Source organism: Nocardioides carbamazepini (genome assembly GCF_024614185.1).
Classification (GTDB): Bacteria; Actinomycetota; Actinomycetes; order Propionibacteriales; family Nocardioidaceae; genus Nocardioides; species Nocardioides carbamazepini.
On the sequence record NZ_JAHTLF010000018.1, the window covers coordinates 483,048 to 505,029 of the forward strand.

The window sequence follows — 21,982 nt, forward strand, 5'->3', positions numbered from 1 at the left end:
GCCTGACCCGCCCCTGACCCGCCCCTGACCCGACGCGGATCAGCGGGTCAGCGTGGCCTTCCTCGTGGTCGTCGCTCCGGTCGCCGCGGTGAGCACGACGGTGACCTTCACCGACCGACTGCGCTGAAGAACCTTGCGGGCGGCCTTCGTCAGCTTGAGGCTCACCTTGCCGCCGCTGTTGACGGCAACGGCGTAGGCGCCGCTCGCCAGCTTCTTCTTGCCGGCCTTGACCACGACAGTGCCCGAGCACGCCATCAGCCCGCTGCCGCAGCTGACCGTGAGCTTCGCCTTCTTGCGCTTCTTGTCGGCCTTGAGCTTCTTCTTGGCGCTGACCGGAGGCTGCGCGTGCGGGGCGAGCTGCGAGTTCGCGCCGACGTTGACGTTGGTCACCCACAGGTTCTCGCGCCCCACCCGCACGATCGAGTTGTTGGCCTCGTCGGTGAACCAGATCGCGCCGTCCGCGCCGTAGGTCAGCGAGGTCGGCTCGTAGTTGCCGACCTGCACCACCGCGCCGACACCAGCCGCGTTGACGTGACCGATGCCCTTCGCGGCGCCGACGCTGGTGAACCAGACGTTGCCGTCAGGTCCGGTCACCAGGCTGCGCGGCGCCGTACGGTCACCGGTGCGGATCGTGCCGACCTGGTTGTTGTCGCCGACCCAGCCGACGCTGCCCCTGGCGGGCGAGGTGAACCATGAACCGCCGTCGTCGCGGCCGAACCAGATCCTCCCGTTCGGTCCGGCTGCCACCGAGTACGGGTAGGTGGCGTCGGCGGGCAGGGGATACGCGACACCTCCACTCCCCGTAGCGTTGATCTGGACCAGCCGATCGAACTGGCCACACCACATCAGTCCGTCGCGGCCACGGCCGAGGGCGCCGTCGCAATCAGGGGAGTTCGGGTCCTCGGGCACGGGACTCCCGACGATGCGCCGGATCCCCGGAGCCGCTGTCGACCCGGCCAGCCACACCGCGTCCGGACCGCTACGGATACTCAGGCTCGTCGGCACGGCCCACGCGGTCGCCGGTCCGGCGTCAAGCGGGTGGTAGCGCAGCACCTTCGTGCCGTAGTCGTAGGCCACCCAGACGGCCCCAGAGGCGTCGACATCGAGGTCGTTCGCCGTGTAGCCCGCCGTGACGTAGGGCAGGTTGAACTCGTCGATGGCGCCGGACGTGGTGATCCGGCCGAGCTTGTTCTTCTCGGTCTCGATGAACCACATGTCACCGTTCGGCGCGGTCGTGATCCGGCGCAGCCCGGCCGAACTGGTCGGCACGGGGAAGACCTGGAAACTGCCGGCCTTGGCGGCCCGCCGCGCCGGCGCCGGCGTGTGCTCCACGGTCAGCTCGACCCGCTGGCCCGGACCGAGCGCGTCCGCCGACGGGTCCGTCTCGGCGACGGCTCCCGGCACGCCGAGACCAGTGATCGAGAGGGCCGGCAGGACGAGGATCCCCGCCGCCATCGCCATCGCCCGGCGCACCCGGGCAGCTCGCATCGTCATCGCGCTCCTTCAGGGAGGGCACGACCCGCGGCGCGCCCCAGAGACAGGTCGGGGCGCCCATCTACCCGGCCGGGGTATCACCAAACCTTCGACGCTCCAGCGCTCCGGCGCACCTGGGCCGGTCAGCGGATGCGGGCCGCGCGTGCGATGCCCCTGCCGGCGATCACGGTCCGGTAGCGGTGGGTGGTGCGGGCGGCGTACTCGATGGTGGTGGCGGCACCGTGCTCGCCGAGCGTGGTGTCGTACCAGGCGGTAAGCGTCGGCGAGTCCGTGCCGGACGGGTTGCCGACGCCGAGATGGCGCCGCGGCAGGTCCAGGTGGCGGGCCAGCCGCCTCTCCCAGCGGCCGTGCCCGCCCCGGCCGATCGCCCGCAGCGGCTGGTGGATCGAGGCGACGTAGTCGGGTTGCGCCTGGGCCAGGAAGTCCATCATCGCGCGGGTCTCCGGCTCGCTCGCCGGACGTGGGCCGCCCCAGTAGCGGGTGCCGCGGTCCGCACCCGACCAGCCGCTGGTCGGCCAGTTGCGGTTGAGATCGACGCCGCGGCCGTTGATGCGGGTCCCGCGTGCGTTGCCATCGGGGTTCATCGTCGGCACCACCCAGACGCCGGTCCCGGGCCGCGGCTCGACGTGGTCGCGGATCCAGCGGGCCGTGGCGATCCCGGCCTTCTCGTCGCCGTGCATCTGGCCGAGAACGAGCAGGACGTGCGGCGCCCCCTCCTCGCCCCGGTAGAACGCGCGGATCGGGCGACCGCGCGCCGAGGTCCCGATCACGAGCGACATCTCGACGTACGACGCCGCGGTCGCCGCCACGGTCGGGGCGGGAACGGCGGCGGCCGCGCCGGCGACGACCACGAGGGTCGCCGCCGACGCGGCCAGGAGTCGGCGCATCCTCAGGCGGAGTCGACCGATGTGGGCTGCGGGGCGTCGTCACCGATCGTGGAGACACGCTGCTTGGAGATGTAGACCGCGGCGAAGATCCCGGCCGCCGCCGCGACGGCGATCAGGATCCGGATGACGTCGTTCTCGTTCTCCCCGTAGGAGAGGCTGACCACGGCGCCGACGATCAGCAGCGACACCAGGTTCATCACCTTGAGCAGCGGGTTGATCGACGGGCCGGCGGTGTCCTTGAACGGGTCGCCCACCGTGTCTCCGGTGACCGTGGCGGCGTGCGCCTCCGAGCCCTTGCCGCCGTGGTGTCCGTCCTCGACCAGCTTCTTCGCGTTGTCCCAGGCGCCGCCGGCGTTGGCGAGGAACACCGCCATCAGCGTGCCGGTGGCGATCGCGCCGACCAGGAAGCCGGCCAGCGGCCCGACGCCGAGCCCGAAGCCGACGGCCACCGGGGCGAGAATCGCGAGGATGCCGGGTGTCGCGAGCTCGCGCAGCGAGTCGCGGGTCACGATGTCGACGACCCGGCCGTACTCGGGACGGGCGGTTCCCTCCATGATCCCGGGGATGTCGCGGAACTGACGCCGCACCTCCATCACGACCGCGCCGGCCGCCCGGCCGACCGCGTTGATGGCCAGGCCCGAGAAGAGGAACACCGCACAGGCGCCGAGGAGGGCGCCGACGATCAGCTTGGCGTCGTAGACCAGGAAGTCCTGGTCCAGGACGTCGCCGACCTCGGCATACGCGCTCTGGGTGTACGACGCGAACAGGGCACTCGCCGCCAGGACGGCGGTCGCGATCGCGATGCCCTTGGTGATCGCCTTGGTCGTGTTGCCGACGGCGTCGAGCTCGGTGAGGATCTTCGCCCCCTCCTCGCTGACGTCGCCGGACATCTCCGCGATGCCCTGGGCGTTGTCGGAGACCGGGCCGAAGGTGTCCATCGCGACGATGACGCCGACCGTCGTGAGCAGGCCGCACCCCGCCAGCGCGACGGCGAACAGAGCGAGACCGGTCGAGCCGCCCGCCAGGAGCGCCGCGCCGAACACCGCGGCGCCGATCACCATCGCGGTGTAGACCGCGGACTCGAAGCCGACTGAGAGCCCGGACAGGATGACGGTCGCGTGACCGGTCAGCGAGGTCTTGGCGACGTCCTTGACCGGGCGGTGCTCGGTGCCGGTGAAGTAGCCGGTCAGGGCCAGGATCGCGGCCGCGAGCACGATGCCGATCACGACCGCCCCGGCGGCGAACACCGGCGGTGACAGCTCCGCGGTGGCGCCGGAGCCGAGCTCGCTCCACTCGCCGGGGAGGTAGATGAACGCGGCGATCGCGCTGGCGACCGCACCGACCGCGGCCGACATGTAGAACGCCCGGTTGATCGTCTTCAGGCCACTCTCACCGGCGCGCGGCCTGGTGAGGTAGACGCCGGCGATCGCCGACAGGGCACCGATCGCGGGGACGATGAGCGGGAAGACCAGGCCCTTGTCGCCGAACGCCTGCGAGCCGAGGATCAGCGCGGCGACCAGCGTGACGGCGTACGACTCGAACAGGTCGGCCGCCATGCCGGCGCAGTCGCCGACGTTGTCGCCCACGTTGTCGGCGATCGTCGCCGCGTTGCGCGGGTCGTCCTCGGGGATGTTCTGCTCGACCTTGCCGACCAGGTCGGCGCCGACGTCGGCGGCCTTGGTGAAGATGCCGCCGCCGACCCGCATGAACATCGCGAGGAGCGCGGCGCCGAAGCCGAAGCCCTCCAGCACGTTGGGCGCGGCGCTCTGGAAGATGATCACGACGACACTGGCGCCGAGCAGTCCGAGGCCGACGGTGAGCATGCCGACGAACGCACCGGTCCGGAAGCCGATGTTCATGGCGGGGTCACGGCCCTGCTCGTTGGCCGCGGCCGCCACGCGCAGGTTGGCGCGGACCGCGAGTGACATGCCGAGGTAGCCGACCGCCCCGGAGAAGCCGGCACCCACCAGGAAGAAGACCGACCGGAAGATCCGGACCGCCCACTCCGACTGCAGACCGCCCGCGTCGTCCGCGGTGTGCGCCGGCAGGGCCAGGAGGACGACGAACGCGATGGCCGCGAAGATCGTCAGGGTCCTGAACTGCCGGGTGAGGTAGGCGTTCGCCCCCTCCTGCACGGCCTGGGCGATGCGCTGCATGTTGGGAGTGCCCTCGCCTGCGCGCAGCACCTCCGATCTGAACAGCGCGGCCATGGCCAGGGAGCCGAGAGCGATCACGGCCACGATCGCCACCAGGGCGAGATCGCCCCCGGTGACTTCGACATCGACGACGAACGGACGGGGCATACGACTGCCTCCTGCGGGGGTTTCAGGGTCGGCCACGGGGGCCAGGTCTGAGATCGTGCCCGGAGTCTACGCAGAGTGTGTCGTAGAACACATGGAGGTTGTGACCGGAGTCACATGAGCGTCATGGTTCCGCACCCGCCCAGAGCCCGCGTGTCGGCCGACGCGGGACGTTGCCGGCCCGGAGCGGCAGGGAGCGAGGAACGAGCGACCGGAGGCGGAGGGAGGCGTTGTCACGCGTGCCGACAGTCTTGCCGCCACGCGAACGCCACCACCTACCGGACTCGACCGCGTGCGCGGAAGCGCGGCGCGAGGAACGAGCGAGGCGCTCGCGCCATCAGGTCAGGGCGGCGTCGGCCGAGTCGTGGATGACGAAGACCTTGGCCAGGCCGGTGATCTTGAAGATCTTGAGCAGGCGGTCGGCGTTGCAGACGAGCTCGAGGGAGCCGTCGTGGGCACGCACCTTCTTCAGCCCGCCGACGAGGACGCCGAGGCCGGTGGAGTCGAGGAACTCGACGGCCTGCATGTCGACGACGATGTCGTAGGTGCCGGCGGCGACGAGCTCGGTGATGGTGTCGCGCAGCTTCGGGGCGGTGTAGACGTCGATCTCTCCACCCACGGCAACGACGGTGCGCGCACCGACCTCGCGCGTCGACAGTGTCAGATTCACGACTTCACCCCGGATAGCTCACCTACGTCTGGTGGCACTTATCAAACCATGCCCACCACCCGCACGCGCAAGGCGTGGACATGCCGGCGGTATGCCTACCGCACGTGTCGGGGGTCCGGGGGAGAATCAGGAGCATGACCGCACAGCCCGATCTCGACGTCGCCCCGGCCGGGCGCCGCGACCCGGGCGCGCTCCTGGACCGGCTGATCGCACTGCCCTCCCGCGCGGACCGGCTGACCCATCGGGAGCGGGTCCCGGCCCGGGCCGCGGCCTGCGGATCGTGGCCCGGATGGGCCGACCCCGAGGTCGTGGCCGCCTACGCCGCGCGCGGGGTCGAGCTGCCCTGGCAGCACCAGGTCGCCGCGGCGGAGGCGGCGCACCGCGGCGAGCACGTCGTCGTCGCCGCCGGCACGGCGTCCGGCAAGTCGCTCGCCTACCTGCTGCCCGCGCTCTCCACCATCCGCGCCAGCCGCGGTCCCCGGGGCCGGCGCGGCGCCACGGTGCTCTACCTCGCGCCCACCAAGGCGCTCGCCCACGACCAGTGGGCCGCCATCGGCGACCTCGGGCTGGACGTCCGGGTGGCGACCCACGACGGCGACAGCACGGCCGAGGAGCGGGAGTGGACCCGCGACCACGCGGAGTACGTGCTCTCCAATCCCGACATGCTCCACCGCTCCCTGCTGCCCGGCCACGAGCGGTGGACCTCCTTCTTCCGGTCCCTGCGCTACGTCGTGGTCGACGAGTGCCACCACTACCGGGGCGTCTTCGGCGCCCACGTCGCCCAGATCCTGCGCCGCCTGCGCCGGGTCTGCGCGGCCCACGGCGCGTCGCCGACCTTCGTGCTGGCGTCGGCCACGGTCGCCGACCCCGACGTGACCGCCCGTCGGATGACCGGACTCGAGGTAAGCGCCGTGACCGAGGACGGCTCACCCCGCGGTGCGCTCGAGCTCGGGCTGTGGGAGCCGCCGCTGACGTCGTACCAGGGCGAGAACGGCGCGCCCGTCCGCCGGCCGGCGACCGCCGAGACCGCCGACCTGCTGGCCGACCTCGTCATCGAGGAGGTGCGGACCCTGGCCTTCGTGCGCTCGCGACACGGCGTCGAGACCGTGGCCCGACGGGCCGGCGAGCTGGTCGAGGAGGTCGACCCGTCCCTGGCCGGCCGGATCGACTCCTACCGCGGCGGCTACCTGCCCGAGGAGCGTCGGGGCCTGGAGCAGGACCTGCGCAGCGGGCGGCTGCTGGGCATGGCGGCCACCAACGCACTCGAGCTCGGCATCGACATCAGCGGGCTCGACGCGGTCGTGGTCACCGGCTACCCCGGCACCCGGGCAGCGTTCTGGCAGCAGGTCGGGCGAGCGGGGCGCGACGGCGGCGGCGCCCTCGGGCTGTTCGTCGCCCGCGACGACCCGCTGGACACCTACCTCGTGCACCATCCCGACGCCCTGCTGGGCCGGCCGGTCGAGGGCACGGTGTTCGACACCGACAACCCCTACGTCCTCGGGCCCCACCTGTGCGCCGCCGCCCAGGAGCTGCCCGTGACAGTCGCCGACACCGAGCTCTTCGGACCCCGGATGCGGGAGGTGCTCGGCTCGCTGGTCGAGCGCGGGCTGCTGCGGCGCCGGGCGGCCGGCTGGTACTGGACCGACCGGGCCCGCGCCGCCGACCTCGCCGACATCCGCTCCACCGGCGGCGCCCTGGTGCAGCTGGTCGAGGCCGGGACCGGCCGGGTGGTCGGCACCGTCGACGGCGGCCGGGCGCACAGCACGGCCCACGAGGGCGCGGTCTACCTGCACCGTGGCGAGACGTGGCTGGTCGAGTCGCTCGACCTCGACGAGCACGTCGCGACCCTGCACCGCACCGAGGTCGATCACACCACGACCGCCCGCGAGGTCACGGACATCGAGATCGTCGAGGAGCGCGAGCAGCTCGACTGGGGACCGTGCCGCGTCTCCTTCGGCGCGGTCGAGGTCACCAGCCAGGTGACCTCCTACCTGCGGCGCCGGACCCGCACCGGCGAGGTGATCGACGAGAAACCCCTCGACCTGCCGCCGCGGACGCTCGCCACCGCCGCGGTCTGGTGGACCGTGCCCGACGACGTCGTCGCCGGCCTGCTGACCTCGGCCGGGCTCGCTCCCGCCGACCTGCCCGGCGCCGCGCATGCCGCCGAGCACTGCTCCATCGGTCTCCTCCCCCTCTTCGCGACCTGCGACCGCTGGGACATCGGCGGCGTCTCCACCGCCCGACACCCCGACACCGGCGTCCTCACCGTGTTCGTCCACGACGGCCACCCCGGCGGCGCCGGCTTCGCCGAGCGTGGGTTCCACACCGCGGCCGCCTGGCTGCGCGCCACCCGCGCCACCATCGCCGCCTGCGAGTGCGCGACCGGCTGCCCTTCGTGCATCCAGTCGCCCAAGTGCGGCAACGGCAACGACCCCCTCGACAAGGCCGGAGCCGTCGCCCTGCTCGACGTCCTGCTCCGCGAGGCGCCTCCCCCGGCCACCGACCCGGGGTAGCCTGCCGCCCATGGTGATCATCGGGCTGCTCCTCCTCATCATCGGCGTCCTCGGGATCCTCTCGGGCGTCTTCGGCAGCGACTACGACGTCGACGGGAAGGACCGTCGCACCACCGAGATCATCGGCATCAACGTCGACCCCGAGGTGCTCTTCCTGCTCGGGGTCGCCTCCGGCCTGCTGATCCTCGCGGGCCTGTGGCTCATGAAGGCCGGCGCCAAGCAGGGCTGGAAGCGCCGCAAGGAGCAGAAGCGCCTCACGGAGCTCTCCGAGAAGCTCGACCAGGTCGAGCTCGACCGTCGGCGCAGCGAGCTCTCCGACGACGAATGAGCTGACCGCGCGAGCCGGTCACGGCACCGGAGCCGTCGCCGGTCCTGCTCGTGCGGCCGCGACCAGGTCCTGGTCCTGACCGAGCCAGCGCGGACCGTCGACCCGGACCTCCACGACCACGTCGCGGCCCTCCACCCGGCACGCGTCCAGCTCGGCGCCGTTGTCGCCGGCGACCTTCGCGGCGGTCGAGCACGGGTCGCGTGCCCGGCCACCGACCTGTCCCGCCTGTCCCGCCTGGCCCGCCTGCCCGGCCAGTGAGGTCGCGGCTGCGAGCGCGGCCAGGTCGGCCGCCGCCTGCGCGCGGCGATGCGCCACCACGATCGCTCCGACCACCCCTGACGCCGCGCCCACGAGCAGCAGCACGCCCGCCATCGCGAGGGTGAGGACGGTCGCCGCGCCGCGCTCGTCACGTGCGGTCACGAGCCTCCTCCTTCCTCCTCGGCGAGCGCGACGGCCTCGGCCTCCAGGGTCGCGCCGGGGATCGCGCCGAACAGCCCGCCGGGACCACTGAACCGGCCGCGCGCCCGGACGACGACCCGGTCCCCCACATGCCGCACGGACAGCCGGACGCCGTCGGGCGCGACCCGCTCGCCGAGCGCCAGCGCCGCTCCCGCGTCGTCGCCGCGGGCCATCGCACGGGCGGCCTCGCGGGCCGCGTCGACGGTGCGGACCTGCGCGACCGCGACCGCGAGCAGCCACACCAGGCCGGCCGTCAGGGCGAGAAGGATCGGCAGCGCGAGCGCCAGCTCGGCCGTCACCGCACCCCGCTCACCAGTGCCCTGCTCGGGCTCGGGGCGCCGCCGAGGGCGGGGCGGGCGATCACCCCAGCCCGAGCAGGCCCAGGACATGGTCGAACAGCGTCTTGATCAGCTTGTCGCCGAAACCCCCGCTGAGCAGCTTGTAGAGCAGGCCCGCGAAGCCGGCGCCGGCGGCGGTCGCGACGGCGTACTCCGCGGTCGTGACGCCCCGCTGGTCGTCCGCGCGGGGACGAGAGGCGGCGGGGCCGAAGGTGGACGGTGCCAAGGTTCTCTCCGTTCGTCTGCAGCCGCCCGATGCGGCTGTCGGTCCCGATCGTGCGCGGCGCGGCCGATCCCGGGGGCCCGACGCCGCCGAGCCTGTGGACGGTGCCCGGCCTCGCTGCGGCCTGGGGACGATCGGCGGCTCCGCCCGTGACGCGAGGGGCTGCTGATCGGCAGGAGGACCGGCAACTGCTGGCCGGTCAGCCACCCACGATGCTGCCCGCGAGCGAGACCGCCAGCGGGACGATCCCCAGCAGCAGGAACGACGGCAGCAGGCACACGCCCAGGGGTACGGCGGCGCGGACCCCCACCGCGCGGGCCCGGTCCTCCACCTCCGCCCGAGCGCGGGACCCCAGCTCGTCGGCGAGCCTCTCAACGGCGGCCACGACCGGCGCCCCGGTGCGGTGGGCTCGGGCCAGTGCCCGGCCGAGCGGGCCGAGCTCCGGGTCGTCCGCCAGCCGCGCCCAGGTCGCGACCGCGTCGCCACCGAGCCGGAGCCGAGCGGCAGCACCGGACAACCGCGCGGACGCCGCACCGGGCAGCGCCCGACAGACCAGCTCGACGGCCTCGGGTGGCGCCTGACCGGCCCGCAGGGCCGCGGCGAGGAGGGTGACGACGTGCGGCAGGTCTCGGCGGACCTCCTCGCGCCGCTGCCGGACCGCACGCGGCTCCAGGCGTCCGGCCGTCGTACCGACGACGACCGCGACCGCGACGCCGGCAGGTACGGCCAGGGGGCCACCGACCAGCGCGGCGGATCCGGTGCCGGCGAGCAGCGCCCACAGGAGACGGCCGCGACGCAGCAGCCCGTCGCTCTCCCCGGGCGCGGGCCCCCGCGGACCGCCACCTCGGCCGGATCCGGCCCGGGCGGGTCCACGCCGGCCGCACGGCGCCGGGCCGAGCAGCACGGCCGCGGTCACCAGGAGGGCGACGAGAGGCGCCTCAGCCATGGCGGTCGACGTCTCGGGCGAGCGCCTCGATCCAGGCGAGCCCGGCGTACCCGGACGCCAGCCCGCCGGCGAGGCAGGCCAGCCCGACCGGGTGGCCGAACAGGAACCGAAGCGGGTCGCCACCGGCCCCGGAGCCCATGACGAGCGCGAGGACGGGCAGCGCCGCCAGCAGCCGGGCGGTCGCGCGCGCCGAGGCGAGCTCGCCGCCGACGACCCGGCGGGTCCGCTCGCCGGCCCGGAGGTCCGCGGCGACCCGGCCGAGGGTGTCCGCCAGGCCGTGTCCGGTGCGGTGGGCGATCTGCCAGGCCGCGGCGACCACGCGCAGGGAGTCGCCGCCCGGCGTCGCGGCCAGCGAGCGCAGCGCGGTCACCACGTCGCCACCGGTGAGCGCGGCCCGGGCCGCGGGCGCGACCAGCGGCCATTCGGTCGCAGCCCGGTCGAGGGCGCCGGCGGCCGTCTGTCCGGCCGCGAGCTCGGCACGCAGCGCATCGCAGAGATCGACCACCCGACGGCGCACCTCGGTGGCGGCGCGGTCGCGGCGACGCGCGGCGAGCGCACGCACGACCGCGGACCCCGCGGCAAGCGCGAGGAGCGGGAGCAGCAGGCTCTGCGGCGAGCCCGCGAGCAGGATCGCGGCGCCGGCGGCAGCCACCACGACGGCCACAAGGAGGCGGCGACGACCTCGGTCGCCGCCGTCCATGGGCGTGGAGGTGGCGGAGGCGGCGAGCTGTGCCGGGATGGGCAGGAGCAGTACGACGCCGGCGGCGACGAGCGCCATGACGAGCGGCGCCATCACCTCCTCCCGTCCAGCAGGTCCAGCAGCCGCCGCGAGCCCGGCCCGCCCGTCGACGCGCCCGCGGCGTCGAAGGAGACGGCGACCTCGGTCCGGGCGAGTCCGTCGGGTCCGCGGACCACCACGGCCACCTCGCCCAGACGTCGTCGGCCGGAGCCCCGGTCGCGCCGGACGTGGAGGACCGCGTCGAGACCGGCCACGAGCTGACTGTGGGCGGCCTCGCGAGGAAGGCCCGCGCCGAGAGCGAGCGCCTCGACGCGGGCGGGTACGTCGGCCGCCGAGTTGGCGTGCAGGGTCCCGCAGCCGCCCTCGTGACCGGTGTTCATCGCGGCGAGGAGGTCGACGACCGCGGCATCGCGGACCTCGCCGACCACCAGCCGGTCGGGACGCATCCGCAGGGCCTGGCGCACGAGGTCGCGCAGGACGACCGCGCCCGCCCCCTCCAGGTTTGCCGGCCTGGCCTCGAGCGCGACGACCTGCGGGTGGTCGGGCCGGAGCTCGGCGGCGTCCTCGACGACGACGATCCGCTCGCGGGGGTCGACGGCGCCCAGGAGCGCGGAGAGCAGCGTCGTCTTGCCGCCGCCGGTGCCGCCCGTGACGAGGAACGCGAGGCGCGCGGCGACCACGCGCCGCACCACCTCGAGGCCGGGGTCGGTGAGCGCACCGGCAGCGTGCAGCTCGGCGAGGCTGAACCCACCGCGGCGCGGGATCCGCAGCGAGATCGCGGTCCCGGGCTGGGCGAGCGGGGCGAGCAGCGCATGGCAGCGGGTGCCGTCGGGCAGCCGCACGTCGGCCCACGGCGCGGCGTCGTCGAGCCGGCGGCCCCCGCTCGCCACCAGTCGCTGCGCGAGGCGACGACAGGACTCCTCCGAGGGCAGCACGACCTCCGTCGTCTCCACGCCGTCGCCACGGTCGATCCGGACCGGGCCCGGGCCGTTGACGAGGACATCGGTCACGCCGGGCAGGCCGAGCAGCGGCTCCAGGGGGCCTGCGCCGATCACGTCGCGCCGCAGCGCCTCGTAGACGGCGAGCACGGTCGCGTCGCCCACCGGCCTGCCCGTCGCCCGCAGCGCCTGGGCCACCCGGTGCGGGCTGAGGTCGCCGGGCTCCCGGGCCAGCCGGGCCCGGACCTCCTCCACCAGGCCGGGGACGTTGTCGGTCAGGTCGTCGGGCGTCATGCCGCCGCCTCCGCGGCCGGGTCGTCGAGCACGCGGGCCACGGCCCGGGCGAGCGGACCGCGCAGCGAGCGCAACGGCCCGAATCCGAGGTCGACGGCCTCCGCCAACCCACGCTGGTCGCGCATCTGCGCCCGGACCGGAAGCCCGACCGCCCGCGCCACCTCCGCGGCGGCGAAGGACTCGCCACGCAGGACGACGCCGGGATCGGCGTGGTCGGCGAACCGGGCGCGCATCCGGGCCGCACCCGCGACGCCGACGACGCTGCCGACGGTCACCACCAACAGCTGGTCGCAGCGCGCGGCGACCTCGTCGACCAACGGGTCCGGCGAGCGCGGCAGGTCGACGACCACCACCCGATGACCACGACGGGCCGCGGACAAGGCCTCGCGCACCGCGAACGCCTGCAGGCTCTGGGTGCGCCCGTCGACGTACCAGGACAGCACGCCCAGGCGCCCCCGCCGCGGCAGTGCCTCGCGCAGCGAACGGGCCGAGAGCCGGCCGGTGGTCTGGCACAGCGCGTCCCAGCGGAAGCCTTCGCAGCGCTCGAGCCCGAGCATCCGGTCCAGACCGGGGCCCTGCGGGTCGCAGTCGACGACGACGGCGTCGCCGGACCGGGCCGCCCACTGACCGAGGGCGCAGGCCACGGTGGTCGCGCCGGCCCCTCCGGTCCCACCGATCACCCCGATCACCCGGGCGCGGTCGGGACGGTGCTCGGTGAGGTCGGCGAGCAGCTCGACCAGCCAGTCGGCCGAGCCGGGCACCTCGATGACGTTCTCGGCACCGAGGTCGAGGGCCGTGCGGAACAGCTCGTCGGGCGGGCGCGGTCCGCCGACGACATAGCTGCGAGGTCGGGGCTCGGGCGACACCCGCGCCATCACGGCGGCGAGGTCGGCGCCGACGAGGACGACCGGGGCGCGGGTCCACGTGACCAGGGCGGTCCGCGGGTCACGCGCGATCGTCGGGGCCACGTCGGCCGCGGCGGCGAGCGGCAACAGCTCGGCCAGCAGGTCGTCATCGGCGGTCACCACCAGGGGAGGCACGTCCGTGGACCGGGCGTGCGGGGAACGGGAAGGTCGGTTGCGGTTCATGACGAGGTTGTCGCCACCGGCCGACGTCGTCATGCCGCGCCGGGCGCGGCCTGTGGATACGACCACCGGAACGCCCGGCTGTGGGGAACGCCCGGCGCCGGGCGGGACGGATGGGGCGGGCGAGGTCACCTACGATGGACGGCATGGCCCCCGCGGGTACGCCGCCCACTGCCGCGTTCTTCGACCTCGACAAGACGATCATCGCCAAGTCGAGCGTGCTGGCCTTCAGCAAGCCCTTCCAGGCAGGCGGCCTGATCTCGCGGCGGGCGGTGCTGCGCTCGGCGTACGCCCAGTTCGTCTTCATGGTCGGCGGCGCCGACCATGACCAGGTCGAGAAGATGCGGCAGTTCATGTCGCAGCTGACCGCCGGTTGGGACGTCGCGACGGTCCGCGAGATCGTCGCCGACACCCTGCACAACATCGTCGACCCCCTCGTCTACGACGAGGCCGTCCGGCTCATCGACGAGCACCATGCCGCCGGCCGGGACGTGGTCATCGTCTCCACGTCCGGCAGCGAGGTGGTCGAGCCGATCGGCGCGCTCCTCGGCGCCGACCGGGTGATCGCGACGCGGCTCAAGGTGGAGGACGGGCGCTACACCGGGGAGATCGAGTACTACGCCTACGCCGAGGAGAAGGCGAACGCGATCCGGGCGCTGGCCGAGACGGAGGGCTACGACCTCGCGGGGTCCTACGGCTACTCCGACTCCGTGACCGACGTCCCGATGCTCGAGGCGGTCGGCCACCCGCATGCCGTCAACCCGGACAAGGAGCTGCGCAAGGTCGCGGCGAGCAACGGCTGGCCGGTCCTGGTGTTCACCCGGCCGGTCGCACTGCAGTCGCGACTGCACCTGCCGCCGCCGAAGCCGACCCTGGCGGCGCTCGCCGTCGGCGGGGTCGTCGCCGTCGGAGCGGCGGTGTGGATCGGCACCCGGCGCCGCTCGATCAGCGCCTGACCGGTCCCGGTGGGAGAAGTCCGCCCCCAACCGGCCAGCGTTCCCCGCCACCACGGAAAAGACAACCCTTGAAGGTGGCCCCCAGGGGGCGTACAAAGGACACAGAACTCAAGAGCAACACGTGATCCCGGTACCCACGCGGCGATCTACCCTTCTGAATTGGGCGCTTGCATCCGGAACACTTCCGGAGCAGTTGTTGATGGTGCACGCCTGGTAGCCAAGGTTCACGTGTCAGCGGTGGCACCCGAGACGACTACGGCTCGGGTGCCACCTGCATGTGGGGCCGAGGGTGGGTAGCTACTCGGGCTGCTGTAACTACCTGTTCATGTCGCTGGCGCACCGGTCTACGGGTCAGGTAGTGGCAACGACAGGTAGTTACAGCTCTAGTCAGCCTCGCGGACCAGCGGACTCGCCTCGGCGGCGGCCGACCACGCCTCGACGGCGTACAACAGCCAGGAGTGCATGCCCGCCGGGCTGCCGCTCGCCCAGCCCCGCAGGTTGGACTCGTACTGCGGACGCAGCGCGAGGTGCGCCGCCTCGGGTACGACGAGCGACTTCTCGTCGACGCCACGGGCTGCGGCGACGAGCCGCTCGGCCGCGCGGGCCACGATCCCGTTGTGGGAGCCGAACGGGGCGGCTGTGACGAGCTCGGCGTGGACGACCGCGGCGACGGCGAGGGCGGGTGCCTCGGTCGGCGCCGTGACCAGCTCGGCGATCCCGCGCAGCCGGGAGGCGGACTCGCCGTCGCGCGGCCGGCCGAGCAGCTCGTCGGGCAGGGTCCCGCGGGCGGCGAGCGTGTGCATCCGGGCGAAGGCCTGGAGCGGCTGGCGGCGCAGGACGGGGACGAGCCCGAGCAGCTCGGTGGCGAGGCGGACGGCGTCCGCGGCGATCTCGTCGCCCGCACCGGTCCGCACCTCGGGAAGCGTCGACCCGGATCCCTCGAGCACCGCACTGGCATGCGCGCCGCGCAGCAGCGACTCGGCGGTCAGCTCGGGACTGGTCCGGCGCAGACCGCGGTCGCGCAGCACCACGTCGATGCCGTCACGGGCCCCCGCGAAGCCGGACGGGACGCCCTCGAGGTCGATCAGCCAGGCGTGCGGGTCGGTGGTCACAGAGGAAGCGTAGAACCGGCGACGACCGGATCCGCTGCGAGGCCGACCTGGTGCGGGACCTCGGCATCACCATCGAGCCCGTCACCGAGGCCCACGCCCGCTGACCCGAGCCGGCCGCAGCGTGCCTCCGCCACCACGGGCCGCAACGGTCGTACGCTCGGCTCCGATGGCTACCGACTCCACCCCCGACGCACCGGGCCTCTGCTTCGGCAGTGTGGCCGAGGCCTACGACCGCGGCCGCCCCGGCTACCCGCGCGAGGCCGTGGCGTGGCTGACCGGCGCGGAGCCGCTGGCCGTGCTGGAGCTGGGGGCCGGCACCGGCAAGCTCACCGAGCACCTCGTCGCGCTCGGCCACGACGTGCACGCCACCGACCCGGACCCGCGGATGCTCGACCGGCTCGGCACCCGGCTGCCGGAGCTACGGGTCTCGCAGACCGCGGCCGAGGAGATCCCTGCCGCCGACGCGACGTACGACCTCGTGGTCGTGGCCGACGCCGACATGTGGTTCGACGCCGACAAGGCGCTGTCGGAGATCGCGCGCGTCCTCAAGCGCGGCGGCACCTTCGCGGTCGTGCGCAACGTCCGCGACGAGCGGATCCCGTGGGTCAGGCGGCTCGGCAACCTGATCGGCCACCATGCCATCGGCCAGGGCATCGGCGACGCGATCGACTCCTCGCCCTACTTCGGCCCGGCCGACGAGGCCACCTTCAAGCAGTGGCAGGTCATCGACCGCGCGTCGGTGCAGGACCTCGCGCGCTCGCTGCCCGACGTCGCCGGCCTGGACCGCACCGGTCAGGAGTCGAAGGTCCGCGAGGTGCTGGCGTTCTACGACGACTTCGGTCGTGGCATGGACGGCATGCAGCTGCCCTGGGTGGCCGAGTGCTTCCGTGCGGTCGTGGGCATCCAACCGAAGACGATCCGTCAGGAGCCGGTCACCACGGGTACGCCGAGCACCGAGTCCGCCGCCGGCGACCCGGACCCGCGTCTCGTCGGTGAGGACACCGTCCCGGTCGCGCTCGCGCCCGCCGTCGAGCCGCCGGCCGACGACGACTCCGGCATGCTGCTCATCGACTTCCGCTGACCGCGGCCCGGCGAGGAAGCGGACCGGCGACCTGATCCGCGGCGGGTACCGGCCGATCGCCGAGCGGGCGGTCTGGCGGCAGCGGACGCGGAGGCGACGGTCGCCGCGATTCCCCGTCCGTGCGGGCATGATGAGCCCATGCGGACGGACCGGCTGTGGCGCCGAGGACGGCTGGGGAGTGAGGCGGACCGGGCGGCGTTCCGGGCGCTGCACCAGGCCTCCCTCGCCGCACCGCCGCTGCGCGAGGGGCTGACGACGGAGAGCGCGGAGCGCGCGGTCCGGCACCTGCGGAACCTGCTCGGCACGCCCGCGGTGGCGATCACCGACACCGAGGCGGTGCTCGCGTGGGACGGATCGGGCAGCCACCATCTCGACCAGGCGGCGGTGGTGGGGCTGCTCGCGATCGAGAAGGGGACGACGCGCACGGTCGACCGCGGCCAGCTCGGGTGCACGACCAACGGCTGTCCCATCCGGACCGGCGTGGTGAGCCCGCTGGTCGTGGACGGCCGGGTGCTGGGGACGGTCCAGGCGTTCGCCCCGTCCCCGACGGCCGGGCTGGTCCGGGCGACGGAGGAGGTCGCCGCGTGGGTGTCGGGGCAGCTCGAGCTCGCCGAGCTCGACGCCCACCGCAACCGGATGATCGAGGCCGAGGTCCGGGCGCTGCGGGCGCAGATCAGCCCCCACTTCGTCTACAACTCGCTCAACGCGATCGCCAGCTTCGTCCGGACCGACCCCGATCGGGCCCGCGAGCTGCTGCTGGAGTTCGCGGACTTCACGCGGTACTCCTTCCGCCGGCACGGCGAGTTCACCACGCTCGCGGAGGAGCTGCGCTCGATCGAGCGCTACCTCCTGCTGGAGCAGGCCCGGTTCGGCGACCGGCTCCAGGTGACGCTCAACATCGCGCCGGAGGTGTTGCCGGTCGTCGTCCCCTTCCTGTGCATCCAGCCGCTCGTGGAGAACGCCGTCCGGCACGGCCTGGAGAGCGTGGAGCACACCGGCCAGCTGACGATCGTCGCCCACGACCGCGGTCACGAGGCCGTCTTGGAGGTGGAGGACAACGGCGTCGGCGAGGACCCCGAGAAGGTACGACGTGCGCTCGCCGGCGACGTCGCGCTCGACTCGGTCGGCCTGGGCAACGTGGACGCCCGGCTGCGCGCGACCTTCGGCGACGACTACGGTCTCGTCGTGGAGACCGCACCGGGCGCCGGGACCAAGGTGATCGTGCGCGTCCCGAAGTTCGCGCCGGGGGTGACCGTGTGAGCGGCCTGCGCGTGCTGGCCATCGACGACGAGCGGCCGGCGCTCGACGAGCTGGCCTACCTCCTGCAGGCCGACGACAGGGTCGCCGAGGTGGTCGCCTGCCAGTCGGCGACCGACGGGCTGCGGATCCTGCGCGAGCGCGAGGTCGACTGCGTCTTCCTCGACGTCCAGATGCCGGGCCTGAGCGGCCTGGAGCTGGCCGAGGTGCTCGGCCGGTTCAAGCAGCCGCCGCCGGTGGTGTTCGTGACCGCGCACGAGCAGCACGCGGTGGACGCCTTCGACCTGCGAGCCGTCGACTACGTCCTCAAGCCGGTCCGTCCCGAGCGCCTCGCCGAGGCCGTACGACGTGTGCTCGGCGACGCCTCGCCACCGCAGGTCGCGACCGACACCCAGGTCGCGGTGGAGCGCGGCGGCGTGACCCGGTTCGTCGACCGCGGCGACATCACGCACGTCGAGGCACAGGGCGACTACGCACGGCTGCACACGGCGGGCGGCGAGGCGTACCTGGTGCGGGTCCCCCTGACGACGCTGGAGGAGGAGTGGGCGGAGGCCGGCTTCCACCGGATCCACCGCTCGTTGCTGGTCGCGCTCGCCCACGTCACCGAGGTCCGCACCGAGGCCGGGCGCACGTCGGTGCGGATCGGCGCGACGGAGCTGCCGGTGAGCCGGCGGCACACCCGCGGGCTCCGCGACGTCCTGGTGCGGCGGGCGCGCGCCGGCCGATAGAGAGACACAGATGACCGAACGGGTACGGGTCACCGGGCCACCGCGGCACACCGCCGCGGGCCGTCCGGCGAGCCGGCTCGGCGACGTCCACGAGCAGACCGCGCTGGGCGACGTCTACCTCCGTTCGCTGCTGCGCGAGCAGCTCGGCCTCGCCGTCCGGGTGCTGGGCGCGCTCGCGGTGACGCTCGGCACGCTGCCCCTCGTCTTCCATCTCGCGCCGGGACTGGCGGACGCGGACCCGCTCGGGATCCCGCTGCCGTGGCTGCTGCTCGGCGTGCTGGCACACCCGCTCCTGCTGCTGCTCGCCTGGCGGTACGTCCGCCGGGCCGAGCGCATCGAGCGCGCCTTCGCCGACCTCGTGGGCAACGATCGCCCCGGCCCCGGGAGCGAGGCGCCGTGAGCGCGGCCGCCGTACCCGGCCTGGTCGCGGTGGTGCTGGTCACCCTGGTGACCCTGGCGATCGGCACGTGGGGACTGCGGTTCTCGCGCACGACGAGCGACTTCTTCGTCGCCTCGCGCACGGTGCGGCCCGGACTCAACGCGTCGGCGATCGGCGGCGAGTACCTCTCCGCGGCGTCCTTCCTCGGCATCGCGGGCCTGCTGCTCGTCGGCGGCGCGGACATGCTCTGGTACCCGGTCGGGTGGACCGCCGGCTACCTCGTGCTGCTCGTCCTGGTCGCGGCACCGCTGCGGCGCTCGGGCGCCTACACGCTCCCGGACTTCGCCGAGGCCCGGCTCGGCTCGCGCGCGGTCCGGGCGGCCTGCTCGCTGCTCGTGGTCGGCATCGGGTGGCTCTACCTGATCCCCCAGTTCGAGGGCGCCGGTCTGACCCTGCGGACCGCGATCGGCGCGCCCGAGTGGGCCGGTCCGGTCGTGGTCGGCGGCGTCGTGCTGGCCAACGTGACGTCGGGCGGGATGCGGTCGGTGACCTTCGTCCAGGCGTTCCAGTACTGGCTCAAGCTGACCGCGATCCTCGTCCCGGTCGCGGTGCTGCTGGTGGTGTGGTGGGGCGACGGCCGGCCGCACGGCACAGCCGGCGCCGACGGGTGGTCGTTCCCCGTCGCGGGCGACGGGGGCATCGGCCTCTACACGACGTACTCCCTCATCGGGGGCCTCTTCCTCGGCACGATGGGACTGCCGCACGTCGTGGTCCGCTTCTACACCAACCCCGACGGTCGCGCGGCCCGCCGGACCACGGTCGTGGTGCTCGCGCTGCTGGGACTCTTCTACCTCTGGCCGCCGGTGTACGCCGCCCTCGGTCGCGTGTACGCCGGGCGGCTGGTCGCCGAGGACCGCTCCGACGTCCTCGTGCTGGAGCTGCCGCGGCTGATGCTCGACGGGCTCGGCGGCGACCTCCTCACCGGGCTGGTCACCGCCGGCGCGTTCGCCGCGTTCCTGTCCACGTCGTCGGGACTCGCGATCGCCGTCTCCGGCGTGCTCACCCAGGACGTGACCACGCGGCTGGTCGGCGAGCAGCGCGGCGGGGTCGCCGCCTTCCGGCTCGCGGCGGTCGTCGCCGTCGTGATCCCCGTCGCGGCGGCCCTCCTGGTGCGCGATGTCGGGGTCGCGCAGTCGGTCGGGCTGGCGTTCGCCGTGGCCGCGTCGACGTTCTGCCCGCTGCTCGTGCTCGGCATCTGGTGGCGCCGGCTCACCGCCGTCGGCGCGCTCGCCGGTCTCGCGGCCGGCGGGCTGGGTGCGGGCGGCGCCGCGATCGCCACCCTCGCCGGCTACGCCCCCGGCGGCTGGGCCGGCGCCCTGCTCGGCCAGCCCGCCGCCTGGACCGTGCCGCTCGCGGCCGCGGTCATGGTCCTGGTCTCGCTCGCGACGGCGGACCGGGAGCCGGCGCATGCCCGCCGGTTCCTGGTCCAGCTGCACACGCCGGAGTCGATGAGCCGCTGAGTTCCTGCCGGGCGTGCTCGGCGGCCAGCGCACCCGGTCGGTCGAGGGCCTCGCCCTCCCGCAGCAGCCGCTTGACCTCGGTGGCGGTGACCCAGGAGCCCGCCGCGATGTCGGCCGCGAGGGCACCGGAGACGGCGTCCAGGTCGCCGGGTGGCGCCACCAGGTCGACCAGTCCGAGCGCATGCGCCTCGGTCCCACTGACGGCGCGGCCGGTGAACATGAGCAGCCGGGCGCCGGCGTATCCGATCCGCCGGGGCAGGCGGGCGGTGAGGCCCCAGGCGGGGACCAGGCCGTGGCGCCCGTGGGCATCGGCGAGGACGGCGTCCTCCGCGGCGACCACGAGGTCCGCGCACAGCATCAGCTCGATGCCGCCGGCGATGCAGTGCCCCTGGACGACCGCGACGGTCGGCATCGGCAGCAGCTCGAAGCGGCGCAGCACCCTGGACTTGGCCAGAGCCGTCTCCGGGGTGGCGACCTCGAGCGAGCCCAGGTCCGCGCCCGCGCAGAACGACCGGCCGGCCCCGCGGAGCAGGACACATCGCACCGCGCCGGGTGGGGCAGCCTCGAGCTCGGCCACCCGGGCGTCCAGCTCGGCGAAGGCCGCCGCGTCGAGAGCGTTGAGCTTGTCGGGGCGGTCGAGGGTGAGGGTGACCACCCCACCGGCCTCGTCGCGCCGGACCCGCGGGCCGCTCACGCCGCCGGCCCGGCGAGGTCCGGGGTGGCGCACGCCGCGACGTACTCCCGGCGCAGCCGGGCCACCACCTCCGCGGCGGGCAGCACCTCGTCGATGAGGGAGACACCCTGACCGGCGCTCCAGACGTCGCGCCACGGCCGGACCCCCTCGGGCAGGTGGGCGTGGCCGCGGGCGGGCGTCGCGGGCAGTGCGTCGACGTCGACGCCGACCCGCCGCAGGGCCGGCTCCAGCCAGTTCGCCGCGACGCCGTTGACCGCCGACGTGTAGCGCAGGTCCTCGGCGCGCGAGGCGACGAGCATCTCCTTGTAGGCCGCAGGCGCGAGCGACTCGTGGGTGGCGATGAACCGCGTGCCGACATAGGCCAGATCCGCGCCGAGGACCTCCGCGGCCCGCACCATGGCGCCGGTGGTGACCGTGCCGGCGAGCACGATCAGGCCGTCGTACGCCGCCCGCAGCATCGGCACGAAGGTGAGCGGGCTCAGCGGGCCCGAGTGCCCGCCGCCGCCCGCACCGATGGCGACCAGGCCGTCGACACCGGCCGCCATCGCCTTCGTCGCGAACCTCATCGAGGTCACGTCGTGGAGCACGGCCACCCCGGCGTCGTGCGCCGCCGGGACGAACTCGGCCGGGTCGCCGTTGGCGGTGATCACCACCTCGACACCGCGGCGCCGGCAGGCGTCGAGCAGCGCGCGGACAGCAACGCGGTCCAGGCCGAGCGAGGTGTTGACCGCGAGCGGGCCGATGACGCGGTCGGGCTCCGCCTCGCGGACCCGGTCGAGTGCGGTGCGGACCCTTCGCAGCTGGCCGTCGAGCTCGGCGACATCGCGACAATGGTTCAGGGTCAGGGTCCCGACGACCCCTCCGGCGCAGGCCGCGACCGCGAGGTCGGGGCCGGTGCACAGGAACATGGGGGCTGCCACGACCGGCACCAGCACCTGGGCACGGAGCCGGTCGCGCAGCGAGCCGCCGGCGAGAAGACGGGGTTCGTCGCTCATGACATCCAACTGTATAATGATTGTCAATATGTCACGGCCGCCCGGC

22 protein-coding genes are annotated in these 21,982 nt (G+C 74.1%); 8 read left to right on the top strand and 14 right to left on the bottom strand.

What is annotated here, in order from left to right:
• Window positions 1-39: 39 nt before the first annotated feature.
• The 4 genes from KVF89_RS21030 to KVF89_RS21045 all read right to left on the bottom strand — a co-directional run bounded on the left by KVF89_RS21030 (window position 40) and on the right by KVF89_RS21045 (window position 5,351).
• A complete protein-coding gene (locus tag KVF89_RS21030) occupies window positions 40-1,494 on the bottom strand; it encodes a Vgb family protein (RefSeq protein ID WP_257428342.1) in 1,455 nt (484 codons plus the stop codon).
• Window positions 1,495-1,616: 122 nt separating this feature from the next.
• Complete coding sequence (locus tag KVF89_RS21035; RefSeq protein WP_257428344.1) at window positions 1,617-2,381, bottom strand: M14 family zinc carboxypeptidase; 765 nt, start codon at window positions 2,379-2,381, stop codon at window positions 1,617-1,619.
• 2 nt (window positions 2,382-2,383) lie between these two features.
• Window positions 2,384-4,684 carry a sodium-translocating pyrophosphatase gene (locus tag KVF89_RS21040; RefSeq protein WP_257428347.1) on the bottom strand — a complete coding sequence of 767 codons (2,301 nt, stop codon included), beginning with the start codon at window positions 4,682-4,684 and terminating at the stop codon, window positions 2,384-2,386.
• Window positions 4,685-5,018: 334 nt separating this feature from the next.
• Window positions 5,019-5,351, bottom strand: coding sequence for an STAS domain-containing protein (locus tag KVF89_RS21045; RefSeq protein ID WP_257428349.1), 333 nt, complete (start codon window positions 5,349-5,351; stop codon window positions 5,019-5,021).
• A gap of 134 nt (window positions 5,352-5,485) precedes the next feature.
• On the opposite strand from KVF89_RS21045, the gene sftH reads away from it, so the two are divergent.
• A complete protein-coding gene (gene sftH, locus KVF89_RS21050; protein WP_257428351.1) occupies window positions 5,486-7,864 on the top strand; it encodes a DEAD/DEAH box helicase in 2,379 nt (792 codons plus the stop codon).
• A gap of 10 nt (window positions 7,865-7,874) precedes the next feature.
• Window positions 7,875-8,192, top strand: a complete 318-nt coding sequence (locus KVF89_RS21055) for a hypothetical protein (RefSeq protein ID WP_257428353.1) — start codon at window positions 7,875-7,877, stop codon at window positions 8,190-8,192.
• Window positions 8,193-8,210: 18 nt separating this feature from the next.
• On the opposite strand, the gene KVF89_RS21060 is transcribed toward KVF89_RS21055, so the two are convergent.
• The 7 genes from KVF89_RS21060 to ssd all read right to left on the bottom strand — a co-directional run bounded on the left by KVF89_RS21060 (window position 8,211) and on the right by ssd (window position 13,283).
• Entirely contained in the window at window positions 8,211-8,612 is a 402-nt protein-coding gene (locus KVF89_RS21060; RefSeq protein WP_257428357.1) for an Rv3654c family TadE-like protein, read from the bottom strand.
• Window positions 8,609-8,950 carry a TadE family type IV pilus minor pilin gene (locus KVF89_RS21065; protein WP_257428359.1) on the bottom strand — a complete coding sequence of 114 codons (342 nt, stop codon included), beginning with the start codon at window positions 8,948-8,950 and terminating at the stop codon, window positions 8,609-8,611. The genes KVF89_RS21060 and KVF89_RS21065 overlap by 4 nt, the downstream gene beginning before the upstream one ends.
• Window positions 8,951-9,011: 61 nt before the next feature.
• Window positions 9,012-9,215: a DUF4244 domain-containing protein gene (locus tag KVF89_RS21070; RefSeq protein ID WP_257428360.1), complete on the bottom strand. Its 204-nt coding sequence runs from the start codon at window positions 9,213-9,215 to the stop codon at window positions 9,012-9,014.
• A gap of 196 nt (window positions 9,216-9,411) precedes the next feature.
• Entirely contained in the window at window positions 9,412-10,158 is a 747-nt protein-coding gene (locus KVF89_RS21075; protein WP_257428363.1) for a type II secretion system F family protein, read from the bottom strand.
• On the bottom strand, window positions 10,151-10,951 hold the full coding sequence (locus KVF89_RS21080) for a type II secretion system F family protein (protein ID WP_257428365.1): 801 nt from the start codon (window positions 10,949-10,951) through the stop codon (window positions 10,151-10,153). The genes KVF89_RS21075 and KVF89_RS21080 overlap by 8 nt, the downstream gene beginning before the upstream one ends.
• A complete protein-coding gene (locus KVF89_RS21085; protein WP_257428366.1) occupies window positions 10,951-12,129 on the bottom strand; it encodes a TadA family conjugal transfer-associated ATPase in 1,179 nt (392 codons plus the stop codon). Before KVF89_RS21085 ends, KVF89_RS21080 begins: the two co-directional genes overlap by 1 nt.
• Entirely contained in the window at window positions 12,126-13,283 is a 1,158-nt protein-coding gene (ssd, locus tag KVF89_RS21090; RefSeq protein ID WP_257428367.1) for a septum site-determining protein Ssd, read from the bottom strand. Before ssd ends, KVF89_RS21085 begins: the two co-directional genes overlap by 4 nt.
• Before the next feature lie 68 nt (window positions 13,284-13,351).
• Between ssd and KVF89_RS21095 the strand changes: the two genes are divergently transcribed.
• The gene (locus KVF89_RS21095) at window positions 13,352-14,170 is read left to right on the top strand and encodes an HAD family hydrolase (protein ID WP_372497951.1); all 819 of its coding nucleotides are present in this window, start codon (window positions 13,352-13,354) and stop codon (window positions 14,168-14,170) included.
• 383 nt (window positions 14,171-14,553) lie between these two features.
• On the opposite strand, the gene KVF89_RS21100 is transcribed toward KVF89_RS21095, so the two are convergent.
• Window positions 14,554-15,282 carry an oxidoreductase gene (locus KVF89_RS21100; protein ID WP_257428370.1) on the bottom strand — a complete coding sequence of 243 codons (729 nt, stop codon included), beginning with the start codon at window positions 15,280-15,282 and terminating at the stop codon, window positions 14,554-14,556.
• Window positions 15,283-15,448: 166 nt separating this feature from the next.
• On the opposite strand from KVF89_RS21100, the gene KVF89_RS21105 reads away from it, so the two are divergent.
• The 5 genes from KVF89_RS21105 (at window position 15,449) to KVF89_RS21125 (ending at window position 20,247) form a co-directional block, all read left to right on the top strand.
• Complete coding sequence (locus tag KVF89_RS21105) at window positions 15,449-16,363, top strand: class I SAM-dependent methyltransferase (protein ID WP_257428371.1); 915 nt, start codon at window positions 15,449-15,451, stop codon at window positions 16,361-16,363.
• Between the two features lie 138 nt (window positions 16,364-16,501).
• Window positions 16,502-17,623: a sensor histidine kinase gene (locus tag KVF89_RS21110; protein WP_257428373.1), complete on the top strand. Its 1,122-nt coding sequence runs from the start codon at window positions 16,502-16,504 to the stop codon at window positions 17,621-17,623.
• Window positions 17,620-18,348, top strand: coding sequence for a LytR/AlgR family response regulator transcription factor (locus KVF89_RS21115; RefSeq protein WP_257428374.1), 729 nt, complete (start codon window positions 17,620-17,622; stop codon window positions 18,346-18,348). The genes KVF89_RS21110 and KVF89_RS21115 overlap by 4 nt, the downstream gene beginning before the upstream one ends.
• Before the next feature lie 10 nt (window positions 18,349-18,358).
• Entirely contained in the window at window positions 18,359-18,748 is a 390-nt protein-coding gene (locus KVF89_RS21120; RefSeq protein WP_257428375.1) for a hypothetical protein, read from the top strand.
• Entirely contained in the window at window positions 18,745-20,247 is a 1,503-nt protein-coding gene (locus KVF89_RS21125; RefSeq protein WP_257428376.1) for a sodium/solute symporter, read from the top strand. The genes KVF89_RS21120 and KVF89_RS21125 overlap by 4 nt, the downstream gene beginning before the upstream one ends.
• On the opposite strand, the gene KVF89_RS21130 is transcribed toward KVF89_RS21125, so the two are convergent.
• Together KVF89_RS21130 and KVF89_RS21135 are read right to left on the bottom strand one after the other, a co-directional pair.
• Window positions 20,150-20,941, bottom strand: coding sequence for an enoyl-CoA hydratase/isomerase family protein (locus tag KVF89_RS21130; protein ID WP_257428377.1), 792 nt, complete (start codon window positions 20,939-20,941; stop codon window positions 20,150-20,152). The two genes, KVF89_RS21125 and KVF89_RS21130, sit on opposite strands and share 98 nt — an antisense overlap.
• The gene (locus KVF89_RS21135) at window positions 20,938-21,936 is read right to left on the bottom strand and encodes an NAD(P)H-dependent flavin oxidoreductase (protein WP_257428379.1); all 999 of its coding nucleotides are present in this window, start codon (window positions 21,934-21,936) and stop codon (window positions 20,938-20,940) included. Before KVF89_RS21135 ends, KVF89_RS21130 begins: the two co-directional genes overlap by 4 nt.
• Window positions 21,937-21,982 lie beyond the last annotated feature (46 nt).